Annotated in this window: 11 protein-coding genes; 10 read left to right on the forward strand and 1 reads right to left on the reverse strand. The window is 69.1% G+C overall.

The genetic code is table 11. The features are described 5' to 3' along the window. From ACPYOG_RS16590 to ACPYOG_RS16610, 5 genes are all read left to right on the forward strand, one after another. Positions 1–610 (forward strand): DUF72 domain-containing protein (locus ACPYOG_RS16590; protein ID WP_481295269.1); only part of this gene is annotated, 610 nt, incomplete at its 5' end. Positions 611–620: 10 nt separating this feature from the next. Continuing rightward, the gene (gene clsA, locus ACPYOG_RS16595; RefSeq protein ID WP_481295270.1) at positions 621–1,253 is read left to right on the forward strand and encodes a cardiolipin synthase ClsA; all 633 of its coding nucleotides are present in this window, start codon (positions 621–623) and stop codon (positions 1,251–1,253) included. Beyond that, the gene (locus ACPYOG_RS16600) at positions 1,246–1,752 is read left to right on the forward strand and encodes an FHA domain-containing protein (protein WP_244528019.1); all 507 of its coding nucleotides are present in this window, start codon (positions 1,246–1,248) and stop codon (positions 1,750–1,752) included. Before clsA ends, ACPYOG_RS16600 begins: the two co-directional genes overlap by 8 nt. Beyond that, a complete protein-coding gene (gene ftsR, locus ACPYOG_RS16605) occupies positions 1,752–2,444 on the forward strand; it encodes a transcriptional regulator FtsR (protein ID WP_481295271.1) in 693 nt (230 codons plus the stop codon). Before ACPYOG_RS16600 ends, ftsR begins: the two co-directional genes overlap by 1 nt. A 133-nt stretch (positions 2,445–2,577) precedes the next feature. Further along, positions 2,578–3,129 carry a MerR family transcriptional regulator gene (locus tag ACPYOG_RS16610; protein ID WP_481295272.1) on the forward strand — a complete coding sequence of 184 codons (552 nt, stop codon included), beginning with the start codon at positions 2,578–2,580 and terminating at the stop codon, positions 3,127–3,129. 237 nt (positions 3,130–3,366) lie between these two features. On the opposite strand, the gene ACPYOG_RS16615 is transcribed toward ACPYOG_RS16610, so the two are convergent. Beyond that, entirely contained in the window at positions 3,367–4,176 is an 810-nt protein-coding gene (locus tag ACPYOG_RS16615; RefSeq protein ID WP_481295273.1) for a ParA family protein, read from the reverse strand. 79 nt (positions 4,177–4,255) lie between these two features. On the opposite strand from ACPYOG_RS16615, the gene ACPYOG_RS16620 reads away from it, so the two are divergent. From ACPYOG_RS16620 to ACPYOG_RS16640, 5 genes are all read left to right on the forward strand, one after another. Continuing rightward, positions 4,256–7,660 (forward strand): pyruvate carboxylase, encoded by a 3,405-nt coding sequence (locus ACPYOG_RS16620; protein WP_481295274.1) that lies wholly within the window; start codon positions 4,256–4,258, stop codon positions 7,658–7,660. 82 nt (positions 7,661–7,742) lie between these two features. Then, positions 7,743–9,104 (forward strand): MinD/ParA family ATP-binding protein, encoded by a 1,362-nt coding sequence (locus tag ACPYOG_RS16625; RefSeq protein WP_481295275.1) that lies wholly within the window; start codon positions 7,743–7,745, stop codon positions 9,102–9,104. A gap of 63 nt (positions 9,105–9,167) precedes the next feature. Next, entirely contained in the window at positions 9,168–9,659 is a 492-nt protein-coding gene (def, locus tag ACPYOG_RS16630; RefSeq protein ID WP_481295276.1) for a peptide deformylase, read from the forward strand. A 119-nt stretch (positions 9,660–9,778) separates the two neighbouring features. Continuing rightward, positions 9,779–10,624: an NAD-dependent epimerase/dehydratase family protein gene (locus ACPYOG_RS16635; protein ID WP_481295277.1), complete on the forward strand. Its 846-nt coding sequence runs from the start codon at positions 9,779–9,781 to the stop codon at positions 10,622–10,624. A 463-nt stretch (positions 10,625–11,087) separates the two neighbouring features. Beyond that, positions 11,088–11,813: an endonuclease domain-containing protein gene (locus ACPYOG_RS16640; RefSeq protein WP_481295278.1), complete on the forward strand. Its 726-nt coding sequence runs from the start codon at positions 11,088–11,090 to the stop codon at positions 11,811–11,813. Positions 11,814–11,919: the final 106 nt, after the last annotated feature.

Genomic DNA, 11,919 nt, shown 5'->3' on the forward strand with positions numbered 1-11,919 from the left:
CATCCTCCGCCTGAAGAACGCGCGAACGGCCGTCGCCAACTTCTTCGCGTCCGGCGTGCTGGCCCTCGGTCCGAAACTGGGTCCGCTGCTCTGGCAGCTGCCGCCGACGCTGCAGTTCGAGCTGGAGGCGGTGGATGCGTTCCTCGGGATGCTTCCGCGAACGACCACCGAGGCCGCGGTTCTCGCGACCGAGGCGACCCTCGACGAGAACCGCACCCACACCGCCGCGGACGCCGAGCGCCCGCTGCGCCACGCGGTCGAGGTGCGTCATGCCTCTTTCGACGTCCCCGAATTCACTCGCCTGGCCCGGGCACACGGCGTCGCGATCGTGCTCGCGGACACCGCCGGGCGCTACCCGGTCATCCGGGAGCTGACCGCCGACTTCGCCTATGTCCGGCTGCACGGCGACGAGGAGCTGTACACCAGCGGCTACACCGACGAGTCGCTCGACCGCTGGGCGGCCGAACTCGGCGGCTGGCTCCGGCGCGGGATGGACGTGTACGCCTACTTCGACAACGACGTGAAGGTCCGGGCACCGTACGACGCGATGGGCCTGCGAGACCGGCTCGCCGAGTGGACGCCGCGTCGGCACGAGACGAGTCCTCAGTAGACTCGACGGTGTGGAGGCGGAAAGCGGGGTCGTGAGCTCGCGGGTCTGGACCGTCCCGAACGTGCTCACCTTCTTCCGCCTCGCTCTGGTGCCGGTCTTCCTGTGGCTGGTGGTCACCGGCGAGGACGGGCCGGCCCTGCTGGTGCTGGTGTTCTCCAGCGCGACCGACTTCCTCGACGGGTACCTGGCGCGGCGGCTGCGGCAGGTCTCGCGTCTCGGCCAGCTGCTCGATCCCGCCGCCGACCGCCTGTATATCTTCGCGGCCCTCATCGGGTTGTGCTGGCGCGAGGTCATCCCCTGGTGGCTTTTCATCGTGATCGTGGGACGGGATGTGATGCTGGCGGTCCTCGGCATCATCCTGGCGAACCACGGGTTCGGCCCGCTGCCCGTGCACCATCTGGGAAAAGCGGCCACATTCTGCCTCTTCTGGGCGCTCCCGCTCCTGATGCTGGGGGAGGCGTTCGACGTGCTCGCGCCCTTCTCCCTGCCGCTCGGCTGGGCCTTCGCACTGTGGGGCGCGTTCCTCTACTGGTGGGCCGGCATCGTGTATATCGGGGAGACCGCACGGGTAATCCGGCTTCCGGCCGATGACAGCGGCGCTCCATCGGATACGCTGGACCGCAAGGAGGTTGACGGTGCCTGAAGAGTTTCACCCCAACGGTCCGGCCGATGGAGCCGACGACGCCGCCAAGGGCCCCCTGCGGGACGCGGCGGGCAATGAGGATACGACCGCGCGTTTCGGCGAGGAGTTCATCTCGAAGATGTACCCCTCGGGCGAGGTGTCGCCGGAGGAGCAGGATGCGATAGCCGCCCTGCCGTCCGGGTCTGCGCTGCTGATCGTGCGAAGGGGTCCCAACTCGGGCGCCCGCTTCCTCCTCGACGCCGACGTCACCACGGCAGGCCGTCACCCGAATGCCGACATCTTTCTCGACGACGTGACCGTGTCGCGCCGTCATGCCGAGTTCACGCGCCGGGGGACCTCGTTCGAGGTGCGCGACCTGGGGTCGCTGAACGGCACCTACTACGACGGCGTCCGCATCGAGAGCGCACTGCTCGCCGACTCCGCCGAGGTGCAGATCGGCAAGTTCCGGCTCACGTTCTACGCCTCGCGTCACGACCTCGCCGCAGCGGCGAACGGCTAGTGGCCCGGCCGGCCACCAGGGCCGCCGCCGGCGCTCCGGCCCTGCTCAGCATCGGCCAGGTCCTCGCGCGGCTGAACCCCGAGTTCCCCGATCTCTCCTCTTCGAAGCTGCGCTTCCTGGAGGAACGCGGGCTGGTCGCTCCGTCGCGGACGGCGTCCGGCTACCGGAAATTCTCGCCGGCCGACGTGGAGCGGCTGCGCGGCGTCCTGGCGATGCAGCGCGACCACTACCTCCCGCTCAAGGTCATCAAGAAGTACTTCGCCGATCTGGATGCGGGGCTCGACCCGGTGTTTCCCGGGTCCGCTCCCGCCGGATCCATTCTCGGCGGGACGCGCCGTTACCGACGTGACGAGCTGCTGCGCGAAGCCGGCGCCGATGCCGAGCTGTTGCAGGAGGCGATCAGCGCATCCCTCATCGTCGCCTCGGACGTGTACGGCGAGGAGGCGCTGACCGTGCTGCGTGCTCTCGCCGAGTTGCGCCGCAGCGGGATCGAGCCGCGGCATCTGCGCGGTTTCCGCGCGGCAGCGGAGCGCGAGATCGGCCTGATCGAGACGGCGCTCGTGCCGATCGCCCGGCGGAACGACGTCAGCAGCAAGGCCCGCACCGCCGAGCTGGCGCGGGAGATCGCAGCGCAGCTGGACGTGGTGCGGGGGAGCATCATCCGGTCCTCCATCGCGCAGCTTCGTCCGTGACGGGTGCGTCCGGGCTCGACACGCCGAAGCGAAACGGCGGATGTCGTTGCCCGGCGACCGCCGCATGGGTACCGTGGTTGAAGCGAGGCTGTTGCGCCGCGCGATCCACTACCCGGGGTGAGAGGCGATCTTCATGAGCGAACTGAGTCGTGACGACGGCGCCTCCCGCTACGACCTCGGGCTCTTGTTCACCGACGGCCTGCCGGAGATGGACGACGTCAACGGCTACCGGGGGGCGGTCGCCGCCCGCGCCGCCGGGATCTCGTACCGCCAGCTGGACTATTGGGCGCGCACCGGACTGGTCGAGCCGACCGTCCGCGGCGCCGCCGGCTCGGGTTCGCAGCGGCTGTACGGCTTCCGCGACATCCTCGTCCTGAAGCTCGTGAAGCGCCTGCTCGACACCGGCATCTCACTGCAGCAGATCCGGACCGCCGTGAACCAGCTCCGGGAGTCCGGCGTGAACGACCTCGCCCAGACCACGCTGATGAGCGACGGCGCGAGCGTCTACCTCTGCACCTCGAACGATGAGGTCATCGACCTGGTCAGCCGCGGCCAGGGCGTCTTCGGCATCGCGGTCGGCAAGGTGCTCCGCGAGGTCGAGACGAGCCTCGTCGAGCTGAACACCGAGTCCGACGCCCTCGACGAGCTCGCGGCCCGCCGCGCCGCGCGCACCCGCGCCTCCTGACGTCCCGGCCCTGCGCTGGGGGCGCTGCTTCGCAACATTCGTGACGAATCGTCGCTAGCCCGTCGCTGCTAAAGGCCCCACTTCGCAACATTCGTGACGAATGTCGCCTTGAGCCGCGTCAGAGTGCACATTCGTGACGAATGTTGCCCTCCGCAGTGTCAGGGTGCAGATTCGTGACGAATGTCGCCTTGAGCAGTGTCAGCGTGCACATTCGTGACGAATGTCGCATCGACGCGCTCAGGACTGGGCGGTCTCGTACTCGCCGATGCGGGCGGTGCGCAGCACACGCTCCAGCAGCAGGTCGAAGTTGTGCGCCATCTCCTGGGCGCTCTCGCCCGGCCACACGTGCAGCGGCTTCGCCGCGCCCTGCGCCTGCTGCAGCGACGTGCGCTCCGGCAGCTGGGGGGAGAGAACGAGCGGCCCGAACATGTCGCGCAGCTCCTTGATCCGGAACTGGTGCTCCAGAGATTGGACGCGCGCGCGGTTCACGATGATGCCGAGCGGCTGGAGGCGCGGTGACAGTCCGCGACGGATCTCCTCGATCGCGCGGAGCGCGCGGTCGGCCGCGGCGACGGAGAACAGGCCGGGCTCGGTGACCACGGCGACGCGGTCGCTGGCCGCCCAGGCGGTGCGGGTCAGAGCATTGAGAGACGGCGCGCAGTCGATCAGCACGATCTCGTAGTCGTGCTCGACGTTGGCGAGCGCCTCCTCGAGCTTCCAGATGTCGCGGATGCTCGGATGCGGACCGTCGAAGTTGATCGCCGACGGACTGCCGATCATCACGTCGATCGTGCCCGAGCGACCCTTGGTCCAGCCGGACGGGGCGATCGCGGCGCGCACGATCTTCTCCTTGGGGGAGGCGAGCACGTCGGCAACATTGAGGTGCCCTGCGACCTGGATGTCCATGCCGGTCGAGACATCGGATTGCGGATCGAGATCGACGACCAGTGTGCGCAGGCCCTTGGCGAACGCCGCCGACGCCAGCCCGAGCGTCACCGTCGTCTTTCCGACACCGCCCTTGAGGGAGCTAACGCTGAGTACGTGCACGAGAGCCAACTTACCTTTACTAGTCTTAGAGAACCTAACCGTTTGCTGTGTGGTGTCGACCCCTGCTCGAAAGGTCCCCATGTTCCGAAAGATCCTCGTTGCCAACCGTGGTGAGATCGCCATCCGGGCCTTCCGGGCCGCCTACGAGCTGGGGGCCGAGACGGTCGCCGTGTTCCCGTACGAGGATCGCAATTCCATGCATCGGCTGAAGGCGGACGAGGCGTACCAGATCGGCGAGCCCGGCCATCCGGTGCGCGCCTACCTGGATGTGCAGGAGATCATCCGGGTCGCTCAGGAGTCCGGAGCGGACGCGATCTACCCCGGCTACGGGTTCCTTTCCGAGAACCCCGAGCTCGCCGAGGCCGCCCGCGCCGCGGGCATCACGTTCATCGGTCCGCGCGCCGAGGTGCTCGAGATGGCCGGCAACAAGGTCACGGCGAAGGAGCACGCGATCGCCGCCGGCGTGCCCGTGCTCAAGTCCTCGAAGCCCTCGAAGGACATCGACGAGCTCCTCGCGTCGGCCGACGAGATCGGCTTCCCGATCTTCGCGAAGGCCGTGGCGGGCGGCGGCGGTCGCGGGATGCGACGGGTCAACCGCCGGGAGGAGCTGCGCGCCGCCCTCGAGGAGGCCATGCGCGAGGCGGACAGCGCGTTCGGCGATCCCACGATGTTCCTCGAGCAGGCGGTTCTGCGTCCCCGTCACATCGAGGTCCAGATCCTGGCCGACGGCTCCGGCGACACGATGCACCTGTTCGAGCGCGACTGCTCGGTGCAGCGACGTCACCAGAAGGTCGTCGAGATCGCGCCGGCCCCGAACCTCGACGAGAACATCCGCCAGGCCCTCTACCGGGACGCGGTCGCCTTCGCCCGGTCCATCGGCTACGAGAACGCCGGAACGGTGGAGTTCCTGCTGGACACCGCGGGCGAGCGCGCCGGGCAGCACGTCTTCATCGAGATGAACCCGCGCATCCAGGTCGAGCACACGGTCACAGAGGAGATCACCGACGTCGATCTCGTCCAGTCGCAGATCCGCATCGCGGCGGGGGAGACCCTGGCCGATCTCGGGCTCAGCCAGGACACCGTCCACATCCGCGGCGCGGCCCTCCAGTGCCGGATCACGACCGAGGACCCGACCGCCGGCTTCCGCCCGGACACCGGGAAGATCACGACGTACCGGTCGCCCGGTGGCGCGGGCATCCGCCTCGACGGCGGCACGATCAACCCGGGTGCCCAGATCAGCCCGCACTTCGACTCGATGCTGGCCAAGCTGATCTGCCGCGGCCGCGACTTCCCGGCCGCCGTGCTCCGCGCTCGCCGGGCGCTGGCGGAGTTCCGCGTCCGCGGTGTCGCCACGAACATCCCGTTCCTGCAGGCGGTCCTGGAGGACCCGGACTTCATCGCCGGCAACGTCTCCACCTCCTTCATCGAGGAGCGCCCGCAGCTGTTCAAGGGACGCGAGTCGAAGGACCGCGGCACCAAGGTCCTCAACTGGCTCGCGGATGTCACGGTCAACCAGCCGAACGGCCCGCGCCCGCTGAGCTCGGACCCGACCGAGAAGCTGCCGGGGATCGATCTCGCCGCGCCGGCCCCCGCCGGTTCGCGGCAGCGTCTGCTGGAGCTCGGCCCGAAGGGATTCGCCGAGGCCCTGCGCGCGCAGAAGGCCCTCGCGGTCACCGAGACCACATTCCGCGACGCGCACCAGTCCCTGTTGGCGACCCGTGTCCGCACCCGCGATCTGCTCGCGGTCGCTCCCTACGTCGCTCGGATGACGCCCGAGCTGCTGTCCGTCGAGGCCTGGGGCGGTGCGACCTTCGACGTCGCCCTCCGCTTCCTCGGCGAGGACCCGTGGGAGCGGCTCGCCGCGCTCCGCGAGGCGCTGCCGAACATCAACATCCAGATGCTGCTGCGCGGCCGGAACACCGTCGGCTACACGCCGTACCCGACGCAGGTGACGGACGCCTTCGTGCAGGAGGCAGCGGCAACCGGAGTCGACATCTTCCGCATCTTCGACGCCCTCAACGACGTGTCTCAGATGCGGCCGGCGATCGAGTCCGTGCTCGCCACGGGTTCGGCTGTCGCCGAGGTCGCCGTCTGCTACACGGGCGACCTGCTCGACCCGGCCGAGGATCTCTACACTCTCGACTACTACCTGCGTCTCGCCGAGCAGATCGTCGAGTCCGGCGCGCACATCCTCGCGGTGAAGGACATGGCGGGCCTGCTCCGTCCCTCGGCCGCCGAGGCGCTGGTCGCAGCGTTCCGCGAGCGGTTCGACCTCCCGGTACACGTGCACACGCACGACACCCCGGGCGGCCAGCTCGCGACGCTGCTCGCCGCATCCCGGGCCGGCGCGGACGCCGTCGACGTGGCGAGCGCCCCCATGGCCGGCACCACCAGCCAGCCGAGCGCCTCCGCCCTCGTCGCCGCGCTCGCACACACCGAGCGCGACACCGGCATCTCGCTCAGCGCGGTCGAGGACCTCGAACCGTACTGGGAGGCGGTGCGTCAGGTGTACCGCCCCTTCGAGTCCGGTCTGCCCGGCCCCACCGGCCGCGTGTACAAGCACGAGATCCCGGGCGGCCAGCTCTCCAACCTGCGGCAGCAGGCGAAGGCTCTCGGTCTCGCCGAGGACTTCGAGCTGGTGGAGGACATGTACGCGGCGGCCAACCGCATCCTGGGCCGGATCCCGAAGGTGACGCCCTCGTCCAAGGTCGTCGGCGATCTCGCCCTGCACCTCGCAGCTGTGAAGGCCGACCCGGACGACTTCGCCGAGAACCCGCAGAACTACGACATCCCGGACTCGGTCGTCGGCTTCATGGCCGGCGAGCTGGGCGAGCTGCCGGGTGGATGGCCGGAGCCGTTCCGCACGAAGGTTCTGGCCGGCAAGACCATCAAGGTCGGTGTCGAGGACCTCTCGGCCGACGACGCCAGCGCGCTCGAGGGCTCCAGCGAGGAGCGCCGCGCGACTCTCAACCGGTTGCTCTTCCCCGCTCCCACGCGGATCTACGAGCAGATGCGCGAGCTCTTCGGCGACCTGTCGGTGGTCGACTCGCTCGACTACCTCTACGGCCTGCGGCAGGGCTCCGAGCACGTCATCGAGTTCAGCCGCGGCGTGCGTCTCTACGTCGGCCTGGAGGCGATCGGCGAGGCGGACGAGAAGGGCATGCGGACGGTCATGACCACGCTCAACGGCCAACTCCGGCCGGTGTTCGTACGCGACCGCAGCATCGTCGTCGAGACGAAGGCGGCCGAGAAGGCGGACACGGCGAAGCCCGGCCAGGTCGCGGCACCGTTCTCCGGTGTCGTGACGCTGCAGGTGGGCGTCGGCGACCCGGTCGCCGTCGGCCAGGCCGTCGCATCCATCGAGGCCATGAAGATGGAGGCGGCGATCACCGCTCCCGTCGCCGGCGTCATCGAGCGGCTGGCCATCCCGAAGACGCAGCAGGTGGACGCGGGCGACCTGCTCGTGGTCATCCAGACCGCCTGACCGGCCCCGGCCGACCCGGAACCGGGACGGCCTACAATGACGAATCGCGGGATCCACCCGCAGCAGAAGGAGATCGCACCACGTGGCAGACAAGCCCGACGCCGACGCACCGGAGGAGCGCGAACCGCGCGACCTCGTGCCGGCCGACGACGAGCTGACGCCCGCGCGTCCGTTCCTCCCCGCATCCTCGCTGGATGTGGATTCGACCCTCAGCATCGCGCTCGACCTCCCGCCGGTGGCTCCCCGCGAGATCCCGGAGGACGAGGCGGCGGTCGCGATCGACGACGTCCCGGTCGACCCGGGCTTCGTTGCATCGCCCGCCGAGCCCACCACCATGTCGGTGGCGATCGTCGCCTCCCGCCTGGCGGCGGCTCCCGAGCCGGAGTCCGGGTCCGCGGCCGCCGGCTCCGCTGCCGCCGGGAGCGACATCCCCCCGTTGCCGGGGTCAGAGCCGTACTCGGCGTCGCGCCGTGACCGCCTGCGCGGCGAGTACTCCGCGCAGCCGGAGCCGGCCGCGATGCTGACCGCCGATCGCCTGCTGGAGGTCAACCGCAAGACGCGTCCCGGCCCCGAGGGCCCGTGGCAGCGATTCGTCTACAACGTCACCTTCCGCATGGTGAACCTGGGCGACTCGGCCGCGGTGCGTGCCCGCAAGGAGCTCGACCACCGCATCCAGAAGCACTTCGAGGGCGGCGCCCGCTTCGTCCCCGTGCTCACCCGCAAGGGCGGGGTCGGCAAGACCACCGTGACCACCCTGCTCGGGATGGCGCTGGCGTCGGCCCGCGAGGACCGCATCATCGCGATCGACGCCAACCCGGACCGCGGGACGCTGTCCGAGCGGGTCCCGAGGCAGACCCGGTCCACGGTCCGGGATGTCGTGCACAAGGCCGCCAGCATCGGCGGATTCACGGACTTCTCCGCGCTCGTCTCGCGGGATGAGACGCGGCTCGACATCCTCGCGTCGGACACGGACCCGCTGCTGTCGGAGGCGTTCGACGAGAACGACTACAACGTCGTCGCCGACCTGTCGGCACGCTTCTACTCGATCGTCCTGACCGACTGCGGCACCGGCATCGTCCACTCGGTGATGCGCGCGACCCTGCAGCGGGCCGACTCCCTGGTGATCGTGTCGGGCGGCAGCGTGGACGAGGCACGGCTCGCCTCCGAGACGCTCACGTGGCTCGAGGCCAACGGGTACGGCGAACTGGTCCGCAATGCGGTCGTCGCGCTCAACACCGCGACGCACGCCACGAACCTGGTGAAGCTGGACGAGATCGAGGCGCACTTCCGCTCGCGGGTGCGCGAGATCGTCCGCATCCCGTACGACCCGCAGCTGGCCGCCGGATCGGTCGTCTCCTGGAAGGACCTCAAGCCGCTGACCCGGCTGTCGGCTCGCACGTTGGCCGCCCTCGTGGTCGAGGGTTTGCCGGCCGAGCGCGACTGAACGTCCTCTCGTCCGTCCGCCTTTCCGCCCGTTCTCTCGTCCGCCCGTTCTCGAGGAGTACCTGTGACCGAACGTCAGATCCGCCTGTTCGGCGACCCTGTGCTGAAGACGCCGTCCGAGCCGATCGCCGAGATCGACGACGGGGTGCGCGGCCTCGTCGAGGACCTGGTGGACAGCGTACTGCCGCCGGGTCGCGCCGGTGTCGCGGCGCCGCAGATCGGAGTGGACAAGCGCGCCTTCAGCTACAACGTGGACGGTCAGGTCGGCTACGTCATCAATCCCGTGCTCGTCGAGGTCTCGGGTGAGCCGGAGCTGATGGACGAGGGGTGCCTCTCCGTGCCCGGGCTCTGGTTCAAGACGCTCCGCTATCCCTTCGCCCGGGTGACCGGCATCGATCTGGACGGCAATGAGGTCGAGCTGTCCGGCACCGGCGTCCTCGCCCAGGCGCTGCAGCACGAGACCGACCACCTCGACGGGAAGCTCTACCTCGACCGTCTCGACAAGGAGTCGCGCCGGGAGGCCATGAGGCAGGTCCGCGCCTCCGACTGGTTCTGACCCCGCGCCGCTGCGCCGCGCGTCGCCCGCCGTGGACCGCCGAAGTGCTCGTTGTTGCACCTCGCCCCGGCGTGTCGCGTGCACATTCGAGCACCTCGGCGCTCTCGTAGACTGGCCGAATGCGAATCGCTGTCACCGGAGGATCGGGCAAGCTCGGGCGCACCGTCGTGCGCGAGCTGCGGAAGGCGGGGGATGACGTCGTCTCCCTGGATGCGGTGGGGGAGCGCGGGCCCGGATTCGTCCAGGTCGATCTCACCGACTACGGCCAGACCATCGACGCGATCCTCGGGGTGAACGACCGTCACGACGGGTTCGACGCGATCGTGCACCTCGCCGCGGTCCCGGCGCCGGGCATCCTGAGCGACGTGGCGACGTTCCACAACAACATCCGCGTCACGTACAACGTGTTCCAGGCCGCCCGGCGGGCGGGCATCCGCAACGTCGTGTACGCGTCCAGCGAGACGGTGCTCGGGCTGCCGTTCGATGTGCCGCCGCCGTACATCCCCGTGGATGAGGACTACCCGGCGCGCCCGGAGAGCACCTACTCGCTGGTGAAGCATCTCGAGGAGCAGATGGCCATCGAGCTGGTGCGCTGGGATCCGGCCCTCAAGATCGTGGCGCTCCGCTTCTCCAACGTCATGGACCCCGAGGACTACGCCGTTTTCCCCGATTTCGATGACGACCCGTGGGCGCGCAAGTGGAACCTGTGGGGCTACATCGACGGCCGCGACGGCGCCCAGGCGATCCGCCGTGCGCTGGAGTGGGACACCACCGGCTTCGACCGCTTCATCATCGCCGCCGCCGACACCGTCATGTCCCGCCCGAACGACGAGCTCGTCGCCGAGGTGTTCCCCGGAGTCCCCCTGAAGCGCGAGCTGGGCGTCAACGACACACTGCTGTCCATCGACAAGGCCCGCCGCATCCTCGGCTTCGCCCCCTCCCACTCCTGGCGCGACGCCGTCTGACCCTCGCCCCCCACGTTCGTCACGAATGTGCACCTCCGCCGGGTTAGGGGCGACATTCGTGACGAATGTTCACTTCGGCGGGGTTGGAGGCGACATTCGTGACGAATGTGCACTTCGGCGGGGTTGGAGGCGACATTCGTGACGAACGTGCTGTCGCCTACACGGTCGTGGGGTCGCGATTCGTCACGAATGTATGTGCCCCTGGGGAGATGGCGCCGTAGTCCACAGATCCCGCCGAGCCCGTCTCGGAAGGGCCGCGACGTAGTGCGATGAATGGATGCGAACCCCAGCACCTCTTCCGCCTGCTCTCGTCGGAATCCCCTTCGTACGCCGGGAGGCTCATCACCTCGGAGTTGGAGCGTCACGTCTCCGCAGACCCGATCTCCACCATCCGTTTCACTCGGTGCATCTGACCGTCGCGCCGACCAGTGTTCAGGAACTCTGCCGGGCTTATCTTCCTCTGATGCCCGAGGAAGGCTACTTCAGCCATCAGACAGCGGCGGCACTCCTGGGTGTCCCGCTTCCCGACTGGTCTCCGGCGGATCCCCTGCACGTCTCGGTGGCGTTTCCCAGCACCCCGCCGCGGGGGCGCGGCGTGGTCGGTCACAGCCTCGGGAGCGTCTCGGGTGAGATCCTCGATGGCGTCCCCATCTGCACTCCCGCTCACATCTGGTGCCAGCTCTCGGGCGTGATCGGTCGGGAAGACCTGGTCGCGGCCGGCGATCACCTCGTCGGGGCACGCCGACGCCGGGCACTGTTGGAGGTGGGTGAACTCGGGGAGCTGGCCGAAGAACTGAACCGAACCCGAGGAGCCCGCGCGCGGGCCTGGGCGCTCCCGCGCATCCGCTTCGGTTCCGACTCGCGACCGGAGACGCTCCTGCGGCTCTTTCTCGAGGCGCACGGCTTCGACGGACTCGAGGTCAATGATGCCGTGCCCGTCGACGGCGGGCGGTTGACCCTCCATCCCGATCTCAGCATCCCGCGACGACGCGTCGCCTTCGAGTACGAGGGCGACGGGCATCGGGTGGATCGACGGCAGTGGCGGCTCGACATCGAGCGTCGGGAGCTTCTTGAGGCCGAGGGGTGGCGGGTCGTCCGCGTGACGGCCTCCGACCTCTTCGCTGACCCCGCGGGTTTCCTCGCACGCCTCGACCGGTTCGTCACGAATGTTCACTCAGAGCGCGTCTAGGTGCACATTCGTCACGAATGTTTGCTCGGCTCGCTGGCGCGACGTCGTCTGACCGCCTCACATTCGTGACTGTCTCTTATACACATCTGACGCTGCCGACGACGGA

The sequence above is a fragment of the Leifsonia sp. HAY1-4F genome (assembly GCF_056755275.1).